This window comes from Microcoleus sp. D2_18a_B4 (assembly GCF_036702475.1).
Taxonomy (GTDB): Bacteria; Cyanobacteriota; Cyanobacteriia; order Cyanobacteriales; family Microcoleaceae; genus Microcoleus.
Map to the genome: position 1 here is coordinate 37,132 of NZ_JAUBTL010000046.1, position 25,654 is coordinate 62,785.

The 25,654-nt window shown below is 45.0% G+C and carries 24 protein-coding genes; 14 read left to right on the top strand and 10 right to left on the bottom strand.

All coding sequences use genetic code 11. The features are described from left to right. Positions 1–98: 98 nt before the first annotated feature. The 4 genes from QUB04_RS23185 (at position 99) to QUB04_RS23200 (ending at position 3,891) form a co-directional block, all read left to right on the top strand. A complete protein-coding gene (locus QUB04_RS23185) occupies positions 99–893 on the top strand; it encodes an HAD hydrolase-like protein (protein ID WP_333287966.1) in 795 nt (264 codons plus the stop codon). 400 nt (positions 894–1,293) lie between these two features. Next, positions 1,294–2,511: a DNA double-strand break repair nuclease NurA gene (locus tag QUB04_RS23190; RefSeq protein ID WP_333287968.1), complete on the top strand. Its 1,218-nt coding sequence runs from the start codon at positions 1,294–1,296 to the stop codon at positions 2,509–2,511. Between the two features lie 145 nt (positions 2,512–2,656). Next, a complete protein-coding gene (locus QUB04_RS23195) occupies positions 2,657–2,875 on the top strand; it encodes a hypothetical protein (protein ID WP_006633087.1) in 219 nt (72 codons plus the stop codon). A gap of 269 nt (positions 2,876–3,144) precedes the next feature. After that, entirely contained in the window at positions 3,145–3,891 is a 747-nt protein-coding gene (locus QUB04_RS23200; RefSeq protein WP_333287970.1) for a PEP-CTERM sorting domain-containing protein, read from the top strand. Between the two features lie 339 nt (positions 3,892–4,230). On the opposite strand, the gene QUB04_RS23205 is transcribed toward QUB04_RS23200, so the two are convergent. Next, entirely contained in the window at positions 4,231–6,300 is a 2,070-nt protein-coding gene (locus QUB04_RS23205) for an ABC transporter ATP-binding protein (RefSeq protein ID WP_333287972.1), read from the bottom strand. A gap of 152 nt (positions 6,301–6,452) precedes the next feature. On the opposite strand from QUB04_RS23205, the gene QUB04_RS23210 reads away from it, so the two are divergent. Next, complete coding sequence (locus QUB04_RS23210) at positions 6,453–7,031, top strand: GNAT family N-acetyltransferase (protein WP_333287974.1); 579 nt, start codon at positions 6,453–6,455, stop codon at positions 7,029–7,031. A 70-nt stretch (positions 7,032–7,101) separates the two neighbouring features. Here the strand turns inward: QUB04_RS23210 and QUB04_RS23215 are convergent, their stop codons facing one another. Beyond that, the gene (locus tag QUB04_RS23215) at positions 7,102–8,424 is read right to left on the bottom strand and encodes a tetratricopeptide repeat protein (protein ID WP_333287977.1); all 1,323 of its coding nucleotides are present in this window, start codon (positions 8,422–8,424) and stop codon (positions 7,102–7,104) included. Between the two features lie 33 nt (positions 8,425–8,457). On the opposite strand from QUB04_RS23215, the gene QUB04_RS23220 reads away from it, so the two are divergent. From QUB04_RS23220 to hisC, 4 genes are all read left to right on the top strand, one after another. Beyond that, positions 8,458–9,717, top strand: a complete 1,260-nt coding sequence (locus tag QUB04_RS23220; protein WP_333287978.1) for an esterase-like activity of phytase family protein — start codon at positions 8,458–8,460, stop codon at positions 9,715–9,717. 178 nt (positions 9,718–9,895) lie between these two features. Next, a complete protein-coding gene (locus QUB04_RS23225; protein ID WP_333287980.1) occupies positions 9,896–10,750 on the top strand; it encodes an alpha/beta hydrolase in 855 nt (284 codons plus the stop codon). Then, complete coding sequence (locus QUB04_RS23230; RefSeq protein ID WP_333287982.1) at positions 10,747–11,460, top strand: glycerophosphodiester phosphodiesterase family protein; 714 nt, start codon at positions 10,747–10,749, stop codon at positions 11,458–11,460. The genes QUB04_RS23225 and QUB04_RS23230 overlap by 4 nt, the downstream gene beginning before the upstream one ends. 175 nt (positions 11,461–11,635) lie before the next feature. Then, positions 11,636–12,682 (top strand): histidinol-phosphate transaminase, encoded by a 1,047-nt coding sequence (gene hisC, locus QUB04_RS23235; RefSeq protein WP_333287984.1) that lies wholly within the window; start codon positions 11,636–11,638, stop codon positions 12,680–12,682. A gap of 89 nt (positions 12,683–12,771) precedes the next feature. On the opposite strand, the gene QUB04_RS23240 is transcribed toward hisC, so the two are convergent. From QUB04_RS23240 to QUB04_RS23270, 7 genes are all read right to left on the bottom strand, one after another. Then, the gene (locus tag QUB04_RS23240) at positions 12,772–13,239 is read right to left on the bottom strand and encodes a type II toxin-antitoxin system VapC family toxin (RefSeq protein WP_333287986.1); all 468 of its coding nucleotides are present in this window, start codon (positions 13,237–13,239) and stop codon (positions 12,772–12,774) included. Further along, positions 13,233–13,529 carry an antitoxin family protein gene (locus QUB04_RS23245; protein ID WP_333287988.1) on the bottom strand — a complete coding sequence of 99 codons (297 nt, stop codon included), beginning with the start codon at positions 13,527–13,529 and terminating at the stop codon, positions 13,233–13,235. The genes QUB04_RS23240 and QUB04_RS23245 overlap by 7 nt, the downstream gene beginning before the upstream one ends. 196 nt (positions 13,530–13,725) lie before the next feature. Next, on the bottom strand, positions 13,726–14,526 hold the full coding sequence (locus QUB04_RS23250; protein ID WP_333287990.1) for a class I SAM-dependent methyltransferase: 801 nt from the start codon (positions 14,524–14,526) through the stop codon (positions 13,726–13,728). A gap of 142 nt (positions 14,527–14,668) precedes the next feature. Next, positions 14,669–16,309: a 2-isopropylmalate synthase gene (locus QUB04_RS23255; protein WP_333287992.1), complete on the bottom strand. Its 1,641-nt coding sequence runs from the start codon at positions 16,307–16,309 to the stop codon at positions 14,669–14,671. A gap of 202 nt (positions 16,310–16,511) precedes the next feature. Then, positions 16,512–17,033, bottom strand: a complete 522-nt coding sequence (locus QUB04_RS23260) for a LabA-like NYN domain-containing protein (protein ID WP_006633075.1) — start codon at positions 17,031–17,033, stop codon at positions 16,512–16,514. A 338-nt stretch (positions 17,034–17,371) separates the two neighbouring features. After that, positions 17,372–18,022, bottom strand: a complete 651-nt coding sequence (locus tag QUB04_RS23265; RefSeq protein ID WP_333287994.1) for a response regulator transcription factor — start codon at positions 18,020–18,022, stop codon at positions 17,372–17,374. Positions 18,023–18,670: 648 nt separating this feature from the next. Further along, on the bottom strand, positions 18,671–19,096 hold the full coding sequence (locus tag QUB04_RS23270; protein ID WP_333287996.1) for a ferredoxin: 426 nt from the start codon (positions 19,094–19,096) through the stop codon (positions 18,671–18,673). Positions 19,097–19,519: 423 nt separating this feature from the next. On the opposite strand from QUB04_RS23270, the gene groES reads away from it, so the two are divergent. The 5 genes from groES to QUB04_RS23295 all read left to right on the top strand — a co-directional run bounded on the left by groES (position 19,520) and on the right by QUB04_RS23295 (position 23,756). Then, entirely contained in the window at positions 19,520–19,831 is a 312-nt protein-coding gene (gene groES / locus QUB04_RS23275; RefSeq protein ID WP_006633072.1) for a co-chaperone GroES, read from the top strand. Between the two features lie 138 nt (positions 19,832–19,969). Next, entirely contained in the window at positions 19,970–21,610 is a 1,641-nt protein-coding gene (gene groL, locus QUB04_RS23280) for a chaperonin GroEL (protein ID WP_333130301.1), read from the top strand. Positions 21,611–21,852: 242 nt separating this feature from the next. Further along, positions 21,853–22,218, top strand: a complete 366-nt coding sequence (locus tag QUB04_RS23285) for a Tse2 family ADP-ribosyltransferase toxin (RefSeq protein ID WP_333287998.1) — start codon at positions 21,853–21,855, stop codon at positions 22,216–22,218. A gap of 168 nt (positions 22,219–22,386) precedes the next feature. Then, complete coding sequence (locus QUB04_RS23290) at positions 22,387–22,761, top strand: hypothetical protein (protein ID WP_333287999.1); 375 nt, start codon at positions 22,387–22,389, stop codon at positions 22,759–22,761. A 332-nt stretch (positions 22,762–23,093) separates the two neighbouring features. Then, positions 23,094–23,756: a glutathione S-transferase family protein gene (locus QUB04_RS23295; protein WP_333288001.1), complete on the top strand. Its 663-nt coding sequence runs from the start codon at positions 23,094–23,096 to the stop codon at positions 23,754–23,756. A 222-nt stretch (positions 23,757–23,978) separates the two neighbouring features. Here QUB04_RS23295 and QUB04_RS23300 read toward each other — a convergent pair. Further along, positions 23,979–25,473, bottom strand: a protein-coding gene (locus QUB04_RS23300) for an IS5 family transposase (protein WP_333288006.1) whose coding sequence is annotated in 2 segments (ribosomal slippage) — positions 23,979–24,431 and positions 24,433–25,473 — 1,494 coding nt in all. Because the reading frame shifts where the segments join, the coding sequence is not laid out codon by codon here. Between the last annotated feature and the right edge of the window lie 181 nt (positions 25,474–25,654).

The following is a 25,654-nucleotide window of genomic DNA, read 5'->3' on the forward strand; positions in this document are numbered from 1 at the left end:
CCGCTGTAACCGGAAATGATATGATATCGCTTTGTTCAATTCTCAAATTCTTCAATTCTTCAATCCAAAATCCAAAATCTAAAATCTAAAATCGATTGATGGCTAATAACTTTCCGACAATTCTAGCTCTTGATTTTGACGGTGTGATTTGTGACGGACTAATCGAATATTTCCAAACTGCTTGGCGTACCTACTGTCAAATCTGGAAACCAGTCGAAACAGTGCCCGATCCAGATTTAGCTTTGAGTTTTTACCGAGTGCGGCCCGCCATCGAAACCGGTTGGGAAATGCCGCTGCTGATCCGCGCACTGCTGACAGGAATTTCCCCAGAGCAAATTTTGCTAGAGTGGCCCAATATAGTACCGTATTTGTTGACGGAAAATAATTTAAAAGCGCAGTCTGTAGGCGCTATGTTAGACGGATTGCGCGATAATTGGATTGCTGAGGATTTAGCGGGGTGGCTGTCTTTGCACCGCTTTTATCCAGGGGTTGCCGATCGCTTGCACTCGTTGCAGGAGAGTTCGGTGAAAGTGGCGATCGTCACTACAAAGGAAGGCCGTTTTGTGCGGGAACTTTTGCAGCTAGCAGGCGTACAAATGCCGCCGGAGTTGATTTTTGGTAAGGAATACAACAAGCCGAAACACCAAATTTTGCGGGAATTTTTGGCCGCGTCTGCCAAAGATTCGACTATTTGGTTTGTGGAAGATCGGTTAAAAACTTTGCTGTCGGTGAAGCAGCAGCCGGATTTATCTCAGGTGAGGTTATTTTTGGCTGATTGGGGCTACAATACTTTGCCCGAACGGGAATCTGTGGCTCAAAATCCACCAGTTCAATTGCTTTCTCTGTCCCAGTTTGCCGGAGATTTTGCCGATTGGCTGCCGATCGACTGTTGATGTTAGATTTGTTTACAGTGGTGATTTTTTTTCGCTTTTCAGAGTCAAAAAAAACAACAAAAATTTACATCTTTTTTGTTGACTTTTGCGGCGTAGACATGGTATTTTAATATAATGGGATGGTGGCAAAAATATTATTTTTGCCACCATCCCATCATAAGATAAATATAACAGAAATTCCTCAAAAAAGCAAGGATCTCGACAAAAAAAAAGGTTTTTTTTTCAGGTACTCTTGACCTCAAAAACCCGGTTTTTTTACTATTTCTGCGGGCGGGTACGAACTATTTTAGTTTATCAAACCGCCTGTGTGACAAAAAAACAAGCTTCGGAACCAAAAAATTGAAAAGTGTTTTGATAATTTCTCAGCTTGAAAGCTTTCTAATATTGAGACTTAAAACCCATGCTCGATTTAACTAAAGCAGCCAAGGCAATGCAGGGAATGAGCCAACATTTGAATGTGGAAGCGGCTGCCGCTCGCCAACGTTTGGAAGTGGCTCAGAATTTGCTGGTAAAGGCTGCTGCGGAACAGGAAAAATTGGTGGAATTGCAAGAGAGTTGGCGCGATCGCACTTTATTCAATGCTGCCACGCCGATCGAGCCATTGTCCGATCGCACCTACATCACCGCCCCCCCCGCCGCCCACACAGTCTTTGCCACAGACGGATCGCAAATTTCCCCCAACCATCACGAAATAGCCTACTGCTACCTGCTAAACGTCGGCACAGTCATGCTGCACTACGGACAAAGCCGCCACCCAGTTTTAGACAGCGTGCCGGAGGTTTTCTACAAACCCGAAGACTTGTACGGTTCGCGACAGTGGGGAATTAGAACCGAAGAATGGATGGGATACCGGCGGGCAGTTTCCGAAGCAATTGCCTTAGCAGAAATGGGCTGCAATTGGGCAAAAGTTAACGACAATAAATTGCCTGCGCCAGCTTTAGCAATGGTAGACGGTTCCCTGATTTATTGGTTTTTGGAACAGTTACCCAGCGAAGCGCGCGATCAAATTTTGCTGCCAATTTTAGAAGCTTGGGATAAGTTGCGTTTAGCAGGAATTCCGCTGTTAGGATACTTAAGCGCTTCTCGCAGCAGCGAAAGCTTATCTTTTTTACGGTTTGAAGCTTGCACCCACGAAGTACCAGACTGCATGACAAATTGCCCCAACGTCGGATTTGCCGCCACAATTTCTTTCGCCGAAAAAGCACCTTGTCAAGAATTTGAACCCTTGCGGGATGCCATATTGTGGGCAACAATCCTGTCACCGGGACAAAGAAGCCCTTTGTGGAAATCCCAAGCTCGCATTTTAGATTTGTACGGCATTAATTCCGTCTATTTCTGTTACGTTCACGTTGGCACAGAAATTGCTAGAATAGAAGTGCCCGAATGGGTAGCACAAGATACAGCACAGCTAGATTTAGCATTAGGAATGATGCTGGCTCAAGTACACAAAGGTGGCGGCTATCCGGTGACGCTAGCAGAAGCTCACAATCAAGCGGTAGTCACGGGGGGCGATCGAACTCGCTTTTTCGCTTTGTTAGAGCAGCAAATGATTAAAGCCGGCTTAAAAAATGTCGGAATTTCTTATAAGGAAACACGGAAGCGCGGCAGTATTGCTTAAAGTAATAAGTAGAGTAGTCTTGGACGCAGAAACGGGTTTTTTTAAGGAAATACTGAAATTGAGCATTTAACACTGATAAAATACCAGGTTTCTTTGGTATTGATGCGTAAGTTATGTATAGTTAAAATAGAGTTAAAAATGTTATATGCCAATAGAACTAATTATCTTAATTGCTTCGTTACTTGTTTCTTGGCTAGTCTTTAATTGGGCTTTTAAAGTGTTGAAAGCCAGCATCGGTACAGCGATTGGTTTAGCAGCAATTGTGCTGACGATGCAGTTATTGTTTGGCATCGGCCCAAATCAGCTTTTCCAGCATATAATTCACCTGCCGGAAACCCTGGGGAAAATGATTTCGGGCAAGTGATACGAAACACCCCCGATTCACTGGGATTGCTTGGAGTGCGGGTGGATGGATGATTCGGTGTGAGGCGATGGTTCGCAGCGGTTCTGTTTTGGTAATGCCGATCGCTACCGGCTCTCTACAGCATTTATGCAGGTAACTTTCTTGTTAAGATTTAATAATTTAAATACACAACTAGGGTTTTTTAAGTAAGCTAGCTAGTATTTAGATAGTTTGATTACTGAGTGAGCTTTCCAGTCAAGTCGTTTACTATAAAAGGAAATGTAGTTTTCATGAACAATCTTTACCACAAAGTCGCAGTTGCCTCTGCTTGCACCGCTCTAAGTTTTGCCCTGGGAGCAAGCCCCGAAGCTAAAGCAGCTTCGTTTACATTTGCACCTACTATCACTTTTGAAGTCATAGATTTAGAAGAGGGTCCCAACCGCTTTGACGGACTGGGAGACCTGGTTTTCCCTGGTAATTTTGATACTGTGGTGAGGGGAACGTTCGGTGAAGCAGCAGAGTTTGCCGAATTCAATATCGGCAGCTTTTCTCTTGCCCCTAATACAGTTATTAGCAGTGCTGTTTTTCAGGCTGAACTTCTAAGTTTTTTAGTCACGGGTCTTGGGGTTGATGACTATACTAACCCTGGTACTCTGGGTATCTTTGGCTATGTAGGAAACGGAACAGTCGATGCATCAGATTTTGAGGCTGGAGTATTCTTAAGTTCTGTAGATGTTTCATCTTCATCTCCCGGTGATATTCTTAACTTTGACGTGACTCCGTTTGTTAATCAGCGAGTTAGCAATGGCGATACTTTTGCTGGGTTTGGCATTCGCGCCTTGAACTTTGGTGGCCTCGCCCTGGAAAGAGGCCAATTTTCTGGTATCCAACCAAGGCTGATAGTTGAAACCGCCGACGTTGCTGAGCCTGTGCCTGAACCGACCACAATCTTTGGTTCAGCTATAGCCCTAGGTGTAGGAGGATGGCTGAAACGAAAGAAATCAAGTCAGCAGAATAAAACAACGTCACAAGGTTAATCTATTGTTTGACAGAATTTGCGGGCAACAGTTTGCTCGAAAACGCACCTGAAAGTGCAGCCGACTAATCCCCCAACAAACACCCAAAAGGTTTTGAGTTGAGTGACGAAGCGAAAAGATACGCTTACTGTGCGTAAGTCAATAAAAGAGAGTGGCGAGAGGCCTTGAATTAGGTTCAAGGCGCTCTCGGACAATCTTATGAGTCAATAAGCCTGTTCATAATGCACTATCTTTTTTGATCTTCAGCGGCTTCAATGCTTTTACAATCAAGGTTCCAGAGGCGTTGTCACCCCGTCAATAAAAATCCTCTTCCTTCCTTATTTCTTCTTCCTTCAGATATTAACTTCCCAGCATTTGCAGCTTGTACAAACTGGCATACAACCCTTGTTGCTGCAACAACTCTTCGTGGCTGCCAGATTCTACTAACTGCCCGCGTTTGAGCACTAAAATACGATCGACATTTCGGATAGTCGAGAGCCTGTGGGCAATAATTATCGCCGTTCTGTCCACCATCAAACGCTCTAGAGCTTCTTGAATTAAAGCTTCCGTCCCCACATCCAAACTAGCAGTTGCCTCGTCTAGAACTAAAATACTGGGATTGCGAATAGCGGCACGAGCAAACGCTAATAATTGCTTTTGTCCCCCCGAAAGATTGGTTCCCCGTTCCCGCAATTGCGTATCATAACCTTGAGGCAACTGTTCGATTAAACGGGCAACATTTGTCTTTTCGGCTGCTGCTTGAATTTCCTCAATCGAGTAACTTTCTCCCAAGCTGATATTGCTCTTCACGTCACCAGCAAATAGAAAGCCATCTTGGATAATTACGCCTATGTGCCTGCGTAACTCTGCTTGAGGCAAATCCCGAATATCCACATGATTAACCAGAATCCGTCCTCGGCTAGGTTCGTAAAGGCGGCACAGGAGACGGATAATCGAACTTTTGCCCGCACCAGTGGGGCCGACTAATGCTACTTTTTCGCCGGATTTGATGGTGAAATTGAGGTTTTGCAGGACATATTCGTCTTGTTTGTAAGCAAACCACACGTTGTCAAATTGGATTTCTCCCGATTCTGAATTTTGCGATTTGGCATTTTCTCCTCCCCTTAGCAAGGTGGGGTTGGCGGGGGGTGATTGGGGATTGTTAGGCACTAAACGATATTCTGAACTTGCTGGATTTTGATGATTATCTGGCAATTCTCGATCGAACGGAGACAAGTTGTAAGCCGTTGCCTCTGGATGTCCAGTTATCAACAACGGTGAATAACCTGCCCTTCTTCCTTCTTCCTTCTTGCCTCTTCCTTCAAACATCCGTGTATCCGTGTCAAAATCCGTCTTGTGCCCTTCCTTCTTCCCGCTAGTTGGATCTTTAATTTCGATGGGTTCATTGAGAATATCGCTAATCCGTTCGACAGCGGTAAATCCTGCTTGAATTGCAGTGAATTTCTCAGCAAATTGCCGCAGCGGATCGAAGAGACGCTGAGCAAATAAAATGAATGCCGAGAGAGTACCGAAGTTAAGATTACCGGCTAAAACCCTTTGACCCCCCATCCACAAAACGGCTGCAATCGCTACTAAAGCAATCCATTCTAATGTCGCAGATACGGCTGAGTCGTAAAATATAGTTTTGTCAACTGCTTTAATGTAGCGTTTATTCGTGACGCGAAACAATTCTGAGTTGAATCTTTCGCGGCGGAATAGCTGCACTACCCCAATACCAGTCAGGTTTTCTTGCAGTTGGGCGTTGAGATCGGAAAGTTCTTCTCTGGTAGTGTAATTGGCTAGGCGATATTGATACTGGAAATAAACTATGACTGCGGTAATTGGTATCATCATCAGCACCAACATTAAAGCTAGTTGCCACTGCATGGTAAACATGAAAATGGCAATTACTAAAATTGAAAATAAATCGCTGACAATGCCGATCGCCCCTGAAGAAAAAACCTCTCCCAAAGCTTCTACATCGCTGGTGAGGCGAGTCATCAGTTTACCGACAGGAGTGCGATCGAAAAATCTCACTGCTAGCGATGTGACGTGGGCGAACAAATCATTTCTAATATCTGTAGTAATTATTTGCCCTACTTTCGTGACTAAATAGCCTTGAACTGATTGCAGTGCTAATCTAAGTGTTATAGTTAGCATGAGCAAAATAGCCAAAATATTCAAGGCAGCAGATAGAGACAATCCCCGCAAGAATTCGTAGGTAGGTTCCGAGCGAATTACCGAAATTGCCTGTCCGATGAGAATGGGTTGAATTGCTCCTGAGACTGCTAGCGGTACTAATAGTGCGATCGCAATAATCAGCAAGCGTTTGCTGCGGGTTGCGTAAGATGCCAACCTCATGAATAACCGCCAGTCTGTTTCCTGGCCGGATTTGTTTTTGGTGTCTGCTACTGGTGAGGAAATAGTCATTGATGGCAAAAACTGTACAATATATCTAGTTAATAATTGTAACAAATAAAATGAATATTTTGCACTCATATCAGTAACAGGCAAGATGCCTGTTTCACAAAGAGTGTTTTCTTGTAACAGCAGGTTTGGTTGAGGAACGAAACCCAACCAAAATGTTTGTAGGCCGACAAAACTGGTATTATAATCTACTGGTAGAACTTATATTTATCATGCAAGAAATAGAGACAGCCCGATTGTATCTGAGACAATTTACGCCAGACGACTTAGATGAGCTGTACCGCATCTACAGTGATGCAGAAATAATGAAATACTTGAGAGGAGTTAAAACTAGAGAAGAAACAGAAATCGCCCTTCATACCATGCTCAAAAGTTGGGAAGAAAACAACTTCGGAATGTGGGCTTTAGTACATAAAATAGACCGTAAAATGATTGGTCGCTGCGGACTGGTTTTTCTGGACAAGACAGCGGAAGTTGAGCTAGGCTATACCCTCGACAAAGTTTATTGGAATCAAGGATTGGTGACTGAAGCATCTTTTGCTAGTCTAAACTATGGATTTAAAATATTAAATTTGGATAGAATAGTTGCGATCGCCCGACCAGAAAATATCGCCTCTCAGCGGGTGATACAGAAAGTTGGCATGAAATATGAAAAAAATGCTCGTTATTACGAAACGGATGTACTATATTACTCTATCTCGCGAGAAACCTACGAATCAAAAGTAGTTTTGTAGGGTGTGCGTTGCACACCTTACTGCATTTAAATTACTCACATTGCAATTGGTCATTATTGCCTGCTGACAACTACGAAGTCCTTTGCAATTGCTTGTTAACTTTTTGAATTTTCTTAGCAAAATACTCTTGTCTGTGTCCCAATCTTTGAGCCACGTCCAACCCTTTTTGATAGGATTCCAAAGCTTTATCGTAAGCCTTCATCTCTTGATAAACTTGACCGATATTGTCGTAAGCGTTCATCAATCCGTAGAAATTGTAAGCCCGCTCTTCTAAAAGCAACTGCATTTGATAAATCCGCAAACTCGGCTCCCACTGCTTTTGCGCTCGATAAAGTAATGCTAATTTATCTAAAGCTTCGCTAGCTTGGGCATACTGTTGAATGGGGACGGCTAAATTGTAGGCTTCCTGATAGTATTGAGCTGCTAAATTGATTTGACCTATTGTTTGGTAATCGCTGGCGATCGCAATTTTGAGCGGTGGTATGGCGCTCGGATTTTGTAAGTTAAGATACACCGATGCTAGTTTTTCCCTGGCTGCGATCGCCTTTAGGGGTTGTTTCGACTGTTGGTAAACATAGGCCAACTGTCTCAGAGTATCTACCTCAGTTGGAGGAGTTACAGGCTGCGGCGGCGCACCGTTTCCCGCCACAACAGCAGAATTTTGCACAGCAGAATTAGCAGCAAATAAAGCGCGGTTTTCCTGAATTAAAGTAGCCAATTCCTCATACACGGGAGCAGCTTTATCGTAACTCAACCAATTGATGTGAATAAGCCCGATCGCCTTCAAAATCTGACCTTCAGCCAATATATCTTGGTTTTGGCGCGCATTTTCGAGAATTTCTTGGTAAACTTCTACAGTCGGGCCTTTAGCGCGCACCTGCTGAAAAGCCGCAGCGAAGGCGGGTAGCAACTCAGTATTAAGTGGTACTTGCGATTTGACTTCTTTTTGAATTGCTTGCAACCGTTTGGTAATAAGCTGTAGTTCGAGGTTTTTACCGTTACTCCAAGCAACACTTCCCACCCGACTCAAAGCAGCAATTTCCGCCGCCGGGCCCAGATACCTCCGCAGCCGCAATTCTCGGAACCAAATTTCAAAAGCACCGGCGCCGTCTCCAGCTTGCAGTTTAGCCGCTGCTTCTAAGTTTAACTCTTCCAAAGCCGCTGTCAGTTCGTCCCGCTGAGTGCTGCTCAAAGATTCGTTAGCGGGAGTTAGGGGATCGGGTGTGGTAATTTCTAGAGGATTAGGAGAAAATTGATCGAGGGCTGGTGGATTAGTTTGGGCGCTAGCAATAGAACCAGCACACAGCCACAAGAAAAGCAAGCACCCAATTGGTACAGAACTTCTCATTCTCAAAATTTGGTTGCCGCGATTCGGCATTTCTTCTGGAAACATCAAGTTTTGCATATCTACAAAACGGTATAAATTATGTCACAAAGATGGCACAAAAGTAAACAGTTCAACAAGAGCAACAAAATAAAAATTACCGTGCTGAGCAATTATGGGCATTTAAAGACGCTGGGCGAGCGTATTTTACGCTTATTTAGTCTAGCCCTAATTCTCTTAACTGTTTGCACAGCTTGCGCCCCCCCTCCCGCAGTTGCAAAAGACCGCTCTTTTCCAGAAATGTCCCTCGAATTTTTGGGCGAGTACGAATTGCCAAAAATGAATTTTGAAGGAGTACCAGTCGGCGGTTTGTCAGGAATTACCTACGATCCCAAAGGTATTAGCGCAGTCACTTCCAAAGCTTATCGCTTTTACGCTCTTTCCGACGACCCCAGCGAAAACGGAGAAGCGAGATTTTACAGTCTCAGACTCGACCTCACATCGAGCGACCCCGCCAATATTCGCCTGAAAAAAGTTACCGTTGACGGCGTTACCTCCCTCAAAAAAGCAGACGGTGAAACCTTCTCTTGGGGTGCCATCAATCCCGAAGGCATCGCCCTTTCTCCCCGCAACTCAGTATTTGTCGCCAGCGAAGGCGTTACTCATGTGGGCATCCCTCCTTTTCTCGGTGAATTCGACCTCAAAACAGGGCAAATGCGGGGAAATTTGCCGATCCCAAAGCGCTATATTCCCGATGCCAGCGATGAAAAACAGCAGCAAGGAGTGGTGGACAATTTAGGTTTTGAATCTTTAACCATCGACCCAGAAACTTTTAGTCCGGGCGGTCTAGATCCGTTTCGTTTGTTCGCAGCTACGGAAGCGCCGTTAATGCAAGATTTAGACCCCGAACAGGCAAGCAAACTCCGTATTTTACATTATGTCATCGTCGATAAAACGCCGCAATTAGTATCGGAGAATCTTTACAATTTAGACCAAGTTCCCATGACTATTTTGAACGGTTTAACAGAATTAGTAACTGTCGGTGGCGGTCAGATTCTGAGTTTAGAACGTTCTTTTGGGCTGTCGGGATACAGCGCTAGGATTTATCAACTAGCGGTTGGGGCGGCTACAGATACTTCGAGAATCCAGAGTTTTAAAGGGCGAGTGGCGGTCGAACCTGTTAAGAAAAAGTTGCTCCTAGACTTAAGCGAACTCGGAATTCCGCTGTACAATTTAGAGGGGATGACCCTCGGCCCGCGCTTGCCAGATGGCAGCCAGAGTTTAGTTTTGGTCAGCGATGACAATTTTGATGAAGCGCAGAAAACTCAGTTTATCTTGTTGAGTTTGAAGGGCAAACGTTAAGTCAGAAGGGCGGGCTAGAAGCCCACCCCACCCCACAAGAAGATTTATTCTTTGTGAAAAAAGCCGGAAAGCCTATTGAGGAAAACCGCACAATAAAATTCACTCTTTGTGGAACAGGCATCTTGCCTGTTCATAAAAAAGTTAAATCAAATTTATCCAAATATAAAATGCCCTAATTATGCCAAGTCGTAACACTTTGCAATTAGCAGAAATCGAACTTTCCTATCTAGAATGGCAGCCAGACACAGGGAAAGAAAAATCTGCCCGTTTGCTGCTGCTGCACGGTTTAGCAGATAGTGCGTGTGTCTGGACTAACTTAGGCAATTACTTGTCCAACCGCTATCATATTGTAGCGCCAGATATGCGCGGTCACGGAGAAAGTAGCAAACCAAAAATCGGCTATACTTTTGAAAGTGCGATCGCAGATTTAGAAGCTTTGATGGCACATCTCAACTGGCCTGACGCACACATTTTAGGACATTCTTGGACGGGAAAACTAGCACCGATTTGGGCGAGGCAAAATCCCGATCGCTTTTGCAGTATGATTTTAGTAGACCCCATCTTCATCACCAAACTTCCCGCCGCGATGAAACTCACCCTGCCAATTGTTTACCGAAAATTAGACTGTCTCAAATGTGTGGGCCCGTTTGCGACTTTATCCCAAGCAGAAGCAGCAGCAAAACAATCGGGAGAATACGCAGATTGGAGTGACTTGCAGCAAATGGTATTCCAACAGCAAATCGAACAAAAATCCGACGGAACTTGGGGCAGTAAATTTGTGATTGCAGCCAGAAATCAGATATTTGCAGAAGTGATGAAAGTTGCCGGTTTAACTGAAAATATTGATATCCCGACTTTGTTTGTACAGCCGGAAAAAGGCGTAAATCGCATGGATTGGCAAATGCAGCCCTACAAGAGATATTTGAAAAATCTTACTGTTGCAAAAGTACCGGGGAATCACTGGTCTTTTTTGACTGAACCGGAAACTTTTAATCAAACTGTGGCAGATTTTTTAGAGGGCACAAGACAGTGAATTTAGAAATTATCGCACATCGGGGATTTTCGGCGATCGCCCCGGAGAATACTTTAGCAGCTTTTGAACTGGCGATCGCCCGTGGAGCTCATTCGATCGAATTTGACATCCAGCTATCCGCCGATAACGTACCAGTGATTTTTCACGACGCAACACTGGATAGAATCACGGGAGTTTCTGGCAAAGTTAGGGAAAAAACTCTGTCCCAATTGCAAACACTTAATGCGGGAAAATGGTTTAGCGATGAATTTTCACAAGAAAAAATTCCTACCTTAAAAGAATCATTAGCTATCCTCAAAAATGTTGACAAATTTCTTTACTTTGATGTCAAACCTCACTGCGAGTGGTCTGATGCAGATGTCGCGGATTTTGTCAATACTTTGAAGGGCGAAGAAATCCAACAAAAATGCGTTATTACTTCCTTTAACGATGGATTTCTGGAACAAGTGCGGCGGCTATCTGGCGATTTGGCGATCGGACATATTGTTGCTAATCTAGAAGCATACAAAACTCAATTTGCTCAAGCTGTAGCCCATCAGGATAATTTGATTAGCAGTCTGTATCGCGTGTTGCTGGAAAACCCCGCACTGATTCAAGAAACCCGGAGTCAGGGAGTTGACATTGTGGCCTGGACGGTGGACGATCGAGCGGATATGCAAAAGTTAATTGATTTGGGTATAACGCGGATAGTCACTAATTGTTTGATATAATTTGTTTAACTTGATAAGCTAATCCGCATTTAAATTGCATAGTAAAATAAATTTTTCCTCTTGTGGGGTGGGCATCCTGCCCGCCCTCAACATACAAATTAAATGCACAACAGCTTATTTTGCACCATTATCAAGAACGGGCAAGATGCCCGTTCCACAAAACTCAATTATATAGATGAATTACTTTCGCAAAAGCATCCACGAAATGTCTGGCTATGTGCCGGGAGAACAGCCACCGCTAGGCACAAAAATTATTAAACTAAATTCTAATGAAAATCCCTATCCACCTTCTCCCAAAGCCTTAAAAGTGCTTCAGGAAATAGAGGGAGAAATGCTGCGGCGCTATCCAGATCCAACTGGCAAAGTTTTCCGCATTGCTGCTAGTAAAATTTTTGGAGTTGCTGACGATTGGATTATTGTAGGTAACGGCAGCGACGATTTATTAAACTTGATAGTTCGCGCTGTGGGCGAATCCGGGAAACAGATTGTTTGTCCCGCGCCTACCTATGTATTGTACCGCACATTGGCAGAAATTCAAGATGCAGAGTTTGTGGAAGTTCCTTATCCCGATGACTACAAGTTACCCGTCGATTTGCTAATAGCAGCCCAGGGTGCAGTGACATTTGTAGCTTCGCCAAACAGTCCATCGGGAACAGCCATATCTGTTGCAGATTTGGAGAAACTGGCTAAAGAGTTATCGGGCATTCTTGTGATCGACGAAGCTTATGTAGATTTCGCCGAAGATAATGCTTTGAACTTGACAAAAAAGTACAGTAATGTTATAGTTTTGAGGACGCTCTCCAAAGGTTATTCCCTGGCAGGATTGAGGCTGGGTTTTGGCATAGCAAATCCGGCGCTGCTGGCAGAATTAAATAAAATCAAAGACAGCTATAATGTGGATGCTTTAGCCTATGCAGTGGGGGCGGCTGCGATCGCAGATCAAGACCACAAAATAGCCAACGCCGAAAAGATTAAGGCCTCGCGAGCAAAACTAGCCGTTAGCTTCCAGGAATTAGGCTTTGACGTTTGGCCCTCGCAAACCAACTTTTTGCTAGTTAGGCCACCAAACGGCGATGCAGAAAGAATCTATCAAACACTCAAAGTACGGGGAATATTGATTCGATATTTCAATCAGCCGCGATTAGAAGACAAATTGCGGATTAGTGTAGGTACGGAGGAACAGAATCAAATCTTAGTTAAAACTTTGAAAGAAATTCTCTAAATAACGATCGCACTAAAATTAGTTTCTAGTAAGGACTTTAGTCCTGTGATTTTTATGAGGACTTGGATTCCTCACTACAAACATCTTGATTACTGATAATTATTAGGATTGTCAATCGCCAACCCTGCCGACTGAGCAATATCCAGCAATCTGTTGTCCGCCGAAACAAAAATTAGTTGAGTTTCTGGCATTGATGTTAAAACAGATTGAACGCGCAAAGCAGACGCCAATTGCACAGCATCATAAGCCCGCAGTGGATATTGAACAATCAATTCACCCGCCCTTTCAACCAGTGCCAGATCAACTTCGATAACTCTATACCGACTATTGAATTCAGAGCGAAATTTTTGAATAAGTGCAGCCACTTCCGCAGCAGTTATACCGCCCTCACGTTGTCTGCGTGCAAAAGCACTAAGAACTTCCACCCAGGTGATGCGGACAACAAGCAGCGAGTTACCAGTCTGGGAATCCGTGAGCGTTTTTATCCAAGGGCTGCCAATTTCAGCCACATATCTTTTGATGAGGGCGCTGCTATCCAAAAAATAAATGTTTACCACGGGCCGCGATCCTCGATAATCATTTCTGATAGAGGCTTGCCCGGTTTTGCCCCTAACCTTTTAGCCAATTCATACACATCTTCATCGGTGACAGCCTCGACGTTATGGGGATTGTTAGGTAGTGGAGTCACCAATCCTCGGTCAACTAAAAACTGGATTGCCAATTCTGCCTGCTTTTTTGGATCATCTGGCCAGAGTTGAATGTGCACAGTTTCCCCATCCTTGAAAGACACAGAACTCAATGGACGAAAAACCCCGTTTTCGTAGATAGCAGTAATAGTTTCTGGCATAATTAGCCTCTTAATTAAATGCTTTGACTTATTGTACTTTAACTCAAAACTATTTCTTGTTTTCTTGTTCCCCGGCTCTGCCTGGTAACACAGACCCGGAGGCTCAGCCTCCTATTTTCCTTCTCCAAAAGCGAGGCAGAGCCTCTAGATATCAGTTCCCAGGCAAAGCCTAGGAACCAGTGAAATGCGCGACAGCTTACTTCGTTGCCACCACAGCCAAATTCCAAGCCAAGCGCTTCATCAAAGGCAACTTCTTCAAAAAGCCATCTAACCCTTCTAACCGAGAGTATTCCGGTTTCAATCTCTCTTGTTCAATGATAATCTTTTTCCAATAACGCTCCTCATTTGGATGCACTTTTTCTATTAAATAAAAGCGTAAAAAAATCCACAGCGATGTCAGCCAAAAGGTATCATAAGCCGTCTCCGAAAACAAAGACTTGATAAAATTCACAATATTAATATCCAAAGGAGTTTCATCCTCCGTCCGCACCTCAGTAGCCATCCTGCGGTAAACATTAATCACCGGATTGTGCTTCATCGGGTCCCAAAAACAAGCTTTTCCTCCAGGCTTCAGCACCCGGTGCATTTCGCGAATTGCCTTTTCCGGTTCCGGCAAATGGTGCAGCAAATTAGAAGCGTAGACAATATCAAAACTGTTGTCGGGGAAATCCATAGCCATTGCATTCACCGTGCAGCCGTCTATTTTGACGCCGTTTTTCTCAGCCAATTTCAGGGCAACTTCTACCATGCCCTGAGAATAGTCCGCCGCCACACAATGCGCGCCTTTTTTAGCAAAATAAACGCTATTTTCTCCCGCGCCACAGCCTAAATCTAACAGGCGTTTGCCCGTAATATCGCCCATTTGCTGGACGATAAATCTATTTTCTGGGGCGGTGCAAGCTTCAAAGTAATCATTGACTCGAATGCCGTCAATATCGATCGTAGATGCCCAAGCATCGTGGAATTGCCGCTCTTTTTTTAAGGTTTCGTCTTGCATTTTTCAAGAGTTGGTTATTAGTAAAAAAAGTAATTTTAAACCGCAGATAAACCCGGCTCAAGGCAGATTAATTGAGATTTATCTGCTTCGATCTGGGTTCGTCTGCGGTTTGTTTCAAGAAAAAGGGCTGACAAGAAATTTATCAGCGCTGTGCTTCTGCAACAACTTCATTTCTGATCGGAGTTGGCTGTTCCGAGGATTTTTCCGTAGTATGCTGCAATGCCTGATACAGGCGATTTAAAGCGCTGATGTATGCTTCTGCGGACGCTACGATAATGTCGGTATTTGCCGAGTGACCGGAAAATACTTTGCCTTCGTGGCGCAAGCGAATTGTTACTTCGCCGATCGCATCTATGCCCGCTGTCACCGACTGTACAGAAAACTCGATCAACTCGTTCGGTACGTTTACCACCCGGTTAATTGCCCTGTAAATCGCATCCACAGGCCCAGTGCCGATCGCAGCATCGGTCAATTCTTCGCCCGCCGGATTCCGCACAGTGACAGTTGCTGTCGGGCGAGATTTGTCGCCGCAGGAAACTTGCACCAATTCTAAGCGGAAAAGTTCCGGTGCTTGGTGCACTTCGTTATTGGCGATCGCCTCTAAATCCCAATCAGTAATCTCTTTTTTCTTGTCCGCTAAATCTTTGAACTTGACAAAAGCCTTATTTAGCTCATCGTCGGCCATTTCAAAACCCAACTCTTTCAAGCGAGTGTGGAAAGCGTGGCGCCCCGACAATTTACCGAGCACGATTTGATTTTCAGTTAAGCCGATCGACTCAGCATCCATAATCTCGTATGTCAGCTTATTTTTCAGCACCCCGTCTTGGTGAATTCCCGACTCGTGAGCGAAAGCATTTGCCCCGACAATCGCCTTATTTGGCTGCACCAACATCCCCGTCAAAGTGGAAACCAAGCGGGAAGTTTTGTAAATTTGGCGCGAGTCAATATTTGTCAGCGGTTCCTCAGAATCCGCAGGCCTGCCCAAGAACGGATTATAATATTGGCGTCGCACGTAAAGCGCCATTACCAACTCTTCCAGAGCTGCATTTCCCGCCCGTTCGCCAATCCCGTTAATCGTGCATTCTAACTGTCTGGCGCCATTTTTCACAGCTTCCAAAAAGTTAGCAACAGCCAATCCTAAGTCATTGTGACCGTGAACCGAAATAATTGCCCGATCGATATTCGGCACATTTTCCTTAATTCCGCGAATCAAAGCCCCAAATTCGCTCGGAGTCGTATAGCCGACAGTATCGGGAATATTAACAGTAGTCGCACCGGCTGCGATCGCCCGTTCTAGAACCTGATACAAAAACTCCGGTTCCGATCGACAAGCATCTTCCGGCGAAAACTCCACATCATCCACAAAAGACTTAGCGTAAGCCACCATTTCCGGCACAATTTCCAGAACCTCAGCCCGCGTCTTTTTCAGCTTATACTCCAAGTGAATATCAGACGTAGCCAGAAACGTATGAATTCGCGCATTTACGGCGGGTTTCAGAGCCTCGGCTGCTGTTTTAATATCCGGCTTTCTCGCCCTTGCTAAACCGCAAATTGTCGGCCCACCTTCCGTGCCAACCGATCGGGCTATTTTTTGGACTGCCTCGAAATCTCCCGTGCTGGTGAAAGGGAAACCCGCTTCAATCACATCCACGCCCAATCTCGCTAACTGGCGGGCAATAGTCAGCTTTTCATCCACATTCAGAGATGCACCCGGAGATTGTTCTCCGTCCCGCAAAGTCGTATCGAAAATAATAATCCGGTCTTGACTTGGTTGAGTTTTCATAGCTCTAAAAAAGTGTTTTCCTGATTTTTACTTGTCCCCTGTTCTGGGCAATTAGTCCCCAGTCACCAGTCCCGTGTTTCGCGCCAATAACGAATAATTAATAACCCATAACCCATAACTACTGACTAATGACTGCTGACTAATGACTAATGACTAATGACTAATGACTAATGACTAATAACTAATGACTAATGACTAATGACTAATAATCCATTTTCTCGATATGTTCCCTAATTTCATTTAGGTCTATATACCTATCTGTAGCATTTCGTAACTCTCTCGCAATCATTCCTTCGGTGGATACCACAGTAATATGAGTATTTTTCGATCGCAGCAGCTCGATCGCCCGCTCAAAATCCCCATCCCCGCTAAAAAGTACAACTTGGTCGTACTGATCCACCGTATTAAACATATCAACCACAATCTCAATGTCTAAATTAGCCTTTTGAGAATATCTGCCCGAAGCATCGTCGTAATATTCCTTAAGAATCTTAGTGCGAACCGTGTAACCCAGACTGATCAAGGCATCTCGAAATCCCCTTTGATCTTGGGGGTCTTTTAGACCCGTATACCAGAAAGCATTGATCAAGATGACATTCGGCTGCGAAGTTTTGAAATATTCGAGCACCCTGCGAGGATCAAAAAACCAACCGTTCTTTTGTTGAGCGTAGAACATATTGTTCCCGTCCACAAAAATAGAAAGGCGGTTCATTAAGTTTGTCATAGAAACTTAGACCTAATAATTGTAGAAAGAAGTTAATCTAAATATCACATTTTAGCAACATGGAGCTAACTGAGGCAATAGATTAAACTTCAGAAAACTCCATCTCCCCAGTATTTCATATTTTCGGCTCTACCGCCAGAGGGTTCTTTTAACCCTGCTTGCATTTGAGCGAGGGGCCCTCACAAACTATACGCCTAGTAACTCAATACCGGCTGCCGTGTCAAGGTTAATGGCGCATTCAAACTACCGCGCCCACCGCCCTACCGCCAAGCAGGCATACGCCCAGCGCATAGCAGTAGATTTTGCTCCCCTGATTTCATAGCGCAGGCTACCTCAGCTCAAGCCTTTTTGCTTTCAAGGGCCCAGCGAGCTAACTCTGTCCGGTTGTGCAGACCTGTTTTGCCCAGCATATTGCTGACGTGGCTTTCGATAGTCCGCTGGCTGACATTCATCACGTCTGCAATCTGGCGGTTTGCCATACCCTGCGCTAGCAACTGTACCACCTTTAACTCAGTGGGAGTCAATTCGACATTGCGGCGCGCCTTAATTTTTGTGCCACTCTCTATACCGGGATTTGAGTGGCGAATCAAGCGGGAGGCAGCTTTCAGAGAAGATTCCACTTGGGCTACCAGTTCTTCTGGTTCAAAAGGCTTGACTATATAAACGTCCGCCCCAGTGCTCAAGCCTTTTACTCGGTCTGAACTTTGACCTTTTGCGGACAAGAAAAGAACCGGAATCCAGTTAGTGCGCGGGTCTTCTCTGATGTGTTTGACTAAAGTGTAGCCGTCCATTTCCGGCATCATCACATCGCAGATAATCAAGTCGGGAACTTCTTGTTCTAGTTTTTCCAGAGCGTCTCTGCCGTTTTCTGCTGTAATGACGTTGTAACCCCGAAACTCCAAGTAGTCCTTGACGAGCAAGATCAAGTTGGGGTCGTCGTCAACCAGCATCAGCCGTTTTTGCTCTCCTGAATTATTGTCCTTTGTCATGTTTATTCCCGCTAAAGTATCCCGCACGCTTCCTTGTTTTCACTTCGGTTTTTTCCGTCAGTCCCCCGCCGCCCGGCTGGGAGTGGAGGACGACGATCGACTGAAGGGATGGCGGTGAGGGAAAGCGGGGCGGGTATTACCGCTTCCCAACCTATAATTGACGGCTGTTTGTGAATGTCTTACGACCTGGAACGCAGCCCAAACCAGTAATCGACGATCGCCCTGTCAAGATCAGCCTTGATTGATTGGAGATTCCCTAACAGAGCCCAAGTTAAATATTTAATCTCGATCGGTTCAATTTCAGGTTAATGCCCCGGTTTTAAATGATACTTCTGATATAGAGAAATTTAAGCAGACTCCCTACTTACGTATTTAACTGTTTCTAGTGTAGTTTGGCAACCTGCTTAGTGTCGGCCACTGAGAAATTTTTGCACAAAATTTCACAGTTCCTCCGATCGATTTTTTTTACTGTACCTTTTGAGAAACACCAGGAACACGGGAAGCCGCACAAGGAAGACAAGAACCTAACTACAGTTTTATTGAGCTGTAGCAGGTGCGATCGCCCGGACGCCCAACCGTCTAAATTTCTCACCCTTAACCTTGAAACTTAACATTTAATTATAACCCTGTACTTTAACAGCGCTATAATTAAATGTTTGGCTGGGCTTCAGAAGGCACAGGCAAAGGATGAGTTAAGAAAGCGTATTCTTGAACGACCTTTGAGTTGAGGAGATGTTCCTGAATAATTCTCTCAATGACGGGGGGAGTAACGTCGCGATACCACACTCCGTCTGGATAGACTACCATAATCGGGCCAGACGCGCACACTCGCAGGCAATTGGCTTTGGTGCGAAAGACGCAGGTTGGTCGAGTGGCACTTGGCTTGTCGAGCCCCAATTCTTGCAAGCGTTTTTTTAAGTAATTCCACGCCTCCAGACTGGCTTGCCGATCGCAGCACTTGGGCACGGTTTGGTCGGCACAGATAAAAATATGTCGCTCGATTTGAGGGATTCCCAGGCTTTGGACGCAAGCGCTCAAGCCTTGGCTGCAAGATTCATCGTTATTTTCTGTCATTGTCTTCATCAATCAAAAGTAATTGGTTAGCGATCGAAAGTCATCATCACAGCCCCCACTCCCTCCCGTCTCCAGGGTAGGTTTTTTACAATTCAGAAATTGAGGGCAAGCAAGAGGCAAGTTTTAAAGGCATAACAGTCGAAATCCGGGCTTTTTCGCTTCTGGCTCTCTCCCATATCCCTCTCTCCCCCTCTCCCTCTCTCCCCCTCTCCCTCTCTCCCCCTCTCCCCCTCTCCTTGCCTCCTACTCATTCTCGGTTCGGGAACCCGTACTGACAACTAAGTTGCGATCGCCCCTGACTAAAGCTAAATTAGCACTCAGGAGCCGAGAGTGCTAATATGTCAGTTGTAAGTAGTCCGCTGTTGCTTTCATCGTGACCCCTGACGACTGACTCACGACAATCTGTAATCTGGAGATTTATTTATGGCAGCAGTATCACTGAGTGTTTCTACCGTTAAACCGTTAGGCGAGCGCGTGTTCGTGAAAGTAAGCGCTAGCGAAGAAAAAACCGCCGGCGGCATCCTTCTGCCCGACACAGCTAAGGAAAAGCCCCAAGTAGGCGAAGTCGCGGCCGTGGGCCCCGGCAAGCGCAATGACGACGGCAGCCGCACTGAAATGGAAGTCAAAGTCGGCGACAAAGTTCTCTACTCGAAGTACGCCGGCACCGACATCAAACTCGGCACTGACGAATACGTCTTGCTTGCAGAAAAAGACATTCTGGCGATCGTTAACTAATTAATCATTAGTCATCAGTCCTTAGTCATCAGTCATTAGTTTAAAGCGAACGCCGCCAAACAACTAATGACACGGGGCAAATGACTAAAATCCATCATCCCCAATCCAAAATCTCAAACCCTCAAATCCCCAAAAACTATGGCTAAGCGTATCATCTACAACGAAAATGCACGTCGCGCCCTCGAACGCGGTATGGACATTTTGGCCGAAGCAGTGGCCGTAACCCTCGGCCCCAAAGGCCGTAACGTGGTTCTCGAAAAGAAATTCGGAGCTCCTCAGATCGTCAATGACGGTGTTACCATCGCCAAAGAAATCGAACTAGAAGACCACGTAGAAAATACAGGCGTTGCCCTGATCCGTCAAGCAGCTTCCAAAACCAACGACGCAGCAGGCGACGGTACAACAACTGCTACCGTTTTGGCTCACGCAATGGTCAAAGAAGGTCTGCGTAACGTAGCAGCCGGCGCAAATGCGATCGCCCTCAAGCGCGGTGTTGACAAAGCAACCACGTTTTTGGTCGAAAAAATTGCCGAACACGCCAAACAAGTAGAAGATTCCAAAGCCATCGCTCAAGTCGGCTCCATCTCTGCTGGTAACGACGATGAAGTCGGCCAAATGATTGCTAACGCAATGGACAAGGTGGGCAAGGAAGGCGTGATTTCCCTGGAAGAAGGGAAGTCTATGACCACCGAATTGGAAATCACCGAAGGGATGCGCTTCGACAAAGGCTACATTTCTCCCTACTTCGTCACCGACACCGAACGGATGGAAGCGATTCTAGAAGAACCCTTCATCTTGCTGACAGACAAGAAAATCGCTCTGGTACAAGATTTAGTACCTGTGCTCGAACAAGTAGCTCGTTCCGGCCGCCCGCTGTTGATCATTGCAGAAGACATTGAGAAAGAAGCTTTAGCTACCCTCGTTGTCAACAAACTGCGCGGTGTGTTGAACGTGACTGCTGTTAAAGCACCCGGTTTTGGCGATCGACGCAAAGCCATGTTAGAAGATATCGCCGTATTGACCGGCGGTCAACTAATCACCGAAGATGCCGGTTTGAAACTGGAAAACACCAAGCTCGACATGATCGGCAAAGCTCGCCGCATCACCATCACCAAGGACAGCACCACAATTGTTGCCGAAGGTAACGAAGCCGCCGTCAAGTCCCGCTGCGAACAAATTCGCCGTCAAATGGACGAAACCGAGTCTTCCTACGACAAAGAGAAGCTGCAAGAACGTTTGGCCAAATTGGCTGGCGGCGTCGCAGTGATCAAAGTCGGCGCGGCTACCGAAACAGAAATGAAGGATCGCAAACTGCGTCTTGAAGATGCGATTAACGCTACCAAAGCTGCAGTAGAAGAAGGAATTGTTCCTGGTGGCGGTACAACTTTGGCTCACCTAACTCCTCAATTGGAAGAGTGGGCTAACAGCACCCTGAAGGGCGAAGAATTGACCGGTGCTTTGATTGTGGCACGGGCTCTGGCTGCTCCTCTGAAGCGGATTGCTGAAAATGCTGGTTTGAATGGCGCTGTGATTGCTGAGCGCGTCAAAGAAAAGCCGTTCAACGTTGGTTTCAACGCAGCGACAAATGAGTTTGTCGATATGTTTGAAGCTGGTATCGTTGACCCTGCGAAGGTGACTCGTTCTGCTCTGCAAAATGCCGCATCTATTGCTGGTATGGTGCTGACAACCGAGTGCATCGTCGTTGACAAGCCTGAACCGAAGGATGGCGCTGCTGCTGGCGCTGGCGGCGGCATGGGCGGCGGCGACTTCGATTACTAATCGATAGTCGATCGTTTGATGGGGCGGGCTTTAGGGCCTGCCCTGTTATTTTGGTAACGGTTTTTAGCATAGGCATAACTTTAACTCTGAAGCGAAATTAACTAAACGCTCAATTCACAATTCCTGAATTCCTCAATCTCGCTCAACCCACAATCCACAATCCCTTTTATTCAAAACGCAAGGTCATACCCAAAGGCCAAACCCTGCGTTTTTTGTTAAAACTTGTGAGGAGTTAAATAGTTATGACTAAAACACCCGTTGCCCTCTATCGACAGGGAAATGCTAGTTCACCTAGAATGGATAATGTCAGACCCAATAAAGATATTACCGTTTATGAACAGCAAGATGAATTATGGGTTATGCTTACTTTAGAAGAAGGAAGGTTGTCAGGAGGAATATCTCCGTCAGAAGGAATATCAACCTTTGAGAGTCCAGGGTCAGGAAAAAATTGGTATAAATTAGAATTCGGCACTGACATTCCACCAGAATTGGAATTAGTGAATGACCGTGCTGGTCATTGGTTATTCAAGCCAAGTAGACCGATGACTCTAGAAAAATACAAAGAGGCACTTCACCTCATAGGCACATTTTTCTGTAAAATAGAATAAGTTAAAAGGAGGTTGGGTGTAAGTAGATAAACCCAACCTACTAATATAATTAATAGTATATTTGATTACTTTTTTAATATCAAATTACCTGCATCGAAAAAACTAATCTTTTGGGGATTTTAAACTCAAGTCGGCAAATGAGTGTTTATTCTTACCAAGGCAAGTATCATGAATTTATCATTTAAAGATTTAAGGTTTATTATAGAAGCCATTGAACATCAAATCAATGCCTATCAAGAACGTTTGCAAGTAATTGAAGATGTAGATGAGGATGAGGCTGCCGATCTAGGGAACGATATTAAATTTTTAGAGCTTCTCCACGCAGACATGACGACAACTTTAGAGCAGAATACTTCAGTCAAAACTTTAAGTTATGGTGAGGTTTCTTCGCCAGCTCAGAATGATAAATTTTCAGAAACCTCCCAAAAAATATCGTTTCAAGAATTAGTTGAATTAACCCAGAAGTTGTCACTTAGTGAGCGATTATTTCTAGTAGAGGCGATTACCTCGTCTGTGCGTCAGGAAGTCACTATTAGCCAATAATCAGCCAATTAAAGGAGCTTTAGAAGTTGGTGGGGATGATATACTGATTAATCGTAAGGTGAGCAGAGATCAGGTAAATGTCAGCCACCATCACAATTAGCAGCAGCGAAATTCGGCAGATATTAAGGAATTAAGGGAATTTTAATTTAGTTTTTATACTCGTTACCAGGCTCTGCCTGGTAACGCATATCCGGAGGCTCTGCCTCCATAGTCTGGGCCGAGGCAGAGCCTCTGGACATCGGTTCCCAGGCTCTGCCTGGGAACCAGTTAACCAGTTATTGAAACTGATTTAGGATTGCTATATTACCTTTCAATAATTACCCCCACCAGCTATGAAACTTTATCACACTCCCATTTCCACCAACTCCCGCCGCGTGTGGATCGCCCTTTTAGAAAAAAACCTCGATTTTGAATTAATAGAAATCCACTTGGACGGCGATCACTTGCAGTCGGAATTTGTGGCAATGAATCCTTTTCACCGCATCCCTGTTTTGGTCGATGATGGCTTCACCGTCTTCGAGTCTCTGGCAATTCTTGACTATCTAGAAACGAAGTATCCCGAACCGGCAATGCTCCCGAAAGAACCGCAAGATTTGGCAGTTGTGAAAATGGTAGAATTGGTCACGATTAACGAACTTGGGCCGGCCCTTTCCCCCCTCATCAGCGAAAAAATGGGCTGGGGAAATCCTGAACCTCAAGCAATAGAAAAGGCTAAGGAAAAAGTCAATACTGTGCTGGCATTTTTTGAAGGTTTGTTGGACGATCGCCCTTTTTTCGGTAGCAACAATGTGACGTTTGCCGAGTGTACTGCCGGTACCGTCGTGCCTTTGCTGTCGTCGCAGGTTGGTGTATCCATAGACGGTTATCCAAAAATTCAAGCTTGGTGCGATCGACTGCTTGCCCGCCCCTCATGGCAGCAAACTCAATTCACCGAGGCAGATTTGGCGGCTTTCGCATCTCGGAGACAAAAGTTTCTGGCACAATCTGAAGCCTAATGAACTAATCAACTCTCAAGCGATCGCTCTTTTTCCTAGCTATCTTTACCTGCATCCAAATTCCCATCGCAGCAATGGGGCAGCCCGCCGCCCGATCGAACTACGAAGCAATTAACGCTAAACACCGCATCTAACTCAGACTCAGGCAAAATAAGGAATGAGAATTAAATAGGGTTTGCTGAATAATTGATCGCAAACCAAGAGCAGGAGCGATCGATCTATTCAAGGCGAGTTAAAGATCAGTTTTTCCTGTCTCATTTTGTGTGAACTATAAGCGCCGATTATGTTAAGCCCAAAAACAGGGATTGTTTTCCCGAAACGGCATAAAAACACACAAAAAACCCGGCGCCACCAGGTAGAAAGGTTCATGACTAAAAAAGTGATAGCAATAGCTGTCTGTGAAGTCTTATCAAGTTTTGCCATGATGCGATCAAGGCTAAATCTGCGTTTACCTTGACCAAACTTCCCCTCAATTGCATTTCTAATACCCTCATCTTCTTTGGCTTGCTTCTTTTTTTCTTTACTCAGATTTACTGGTGGTCTTCCTAGGGGCGTGCCACTAATTCTAATTCCTCTTTCTTTGCACCAAGCTCGGTTCTCTCTTGTACGATCAATGCGGTCTGCATGAACTGACTCTGGATAATATCCTGTGAACCTATGATATGCTTCTAAAGAGTGCTTTTAAGTCCCCTGATTCGTTAAAGTTATCCCAGCTCATCCGGTATAAAAATACATATCCTTCAACGCAACTCGCTGATAGTTTGGCTCCAAACTCTACGCTTTTTCCGGCTTTTCCTCTGACTATGGGACGGATATGGGGTTGGCTTAAACTTACTATTCTATCCTCAATGCTCTGTTTATTGTTATCAAATAACCATTGCTGTTGGCGAGCGACTTCTGTGAGGACTAGCAAGGTTTTATATTGCTTTTTGCTCAGGCGTTCGAGGGTCGCACCTGACTCGATTAGCTGTTCAAGATGAGCGAGGTTTCTTTTGATATATTGAAGTGGTTTTTTAATTGCCTGTCTTTTTTTGTTTCGGGATGGTCTTCTTTGTTTGGCTATTAATAAGTAATCTTTTCGGGCAAGATTACGGTAGGTTCTAGGTTTTTTCGGGATTTGACCTTTGAGCGGTTTATACAGAATGTCTATAATTTTTTCGGTGTGAACCCTGGCTCTGTTTAATAGTCCTAAGTCAGTCGGATAACTAATATCGGCTGGAGCGCAGGTCGCATCTACGATCAACTTACCGCGATTGGGTGACTCATTTTGGGCGTCCGAATCCTTTTTTTTTTCGGGTTTGACAGGCGTGATTTCTCGCATTTTTTCAACCAGGCGTTCGTTCACTTTATTAATTAGGTTGGGACTAATTCGTTGACGAAAGTGAACCAATAGTGAGGGATCAAATGGTAGTTCATTGCTGTAAGTTGATTGACCGATAAAATATTGTAGATAGGGGTTTTCACGGATCTGTTCTACTGTTTCTCGATCGCTAATCCCGAGTTTCTCTTTGATAATTAATGCTCCCAACGCCATCCGAAAAGATTTAGCAGGAGCTCCCATATCTGTGGGGAAGTTTTCAGCATATTCTGACTCAAATTCTAACCACGGGATTAGTTCGGCCATCTTTACCCAACGGTTATCTGGTGACAACCTTCCACAGGAGGGGAGTTCAAAGTCGGAGGGTGAGAAAGGAGCAAGCTCAGCTTTTCGGTACAGGTTCGGAGATGGTGATGCACGGGTTTTGATCTATTTTACCTGTTTTTCTTGCACCTGAGTGCCCATCGTGCGCTCGCATAACCCAAACCTCGTAAATCTTTGGGCTTTTATTCAGCGAACCCTAAATAACTTCCACAAGATTGTGGGATGGGCGTCCCGCCCGTCCAAAAAGGACGGGCGG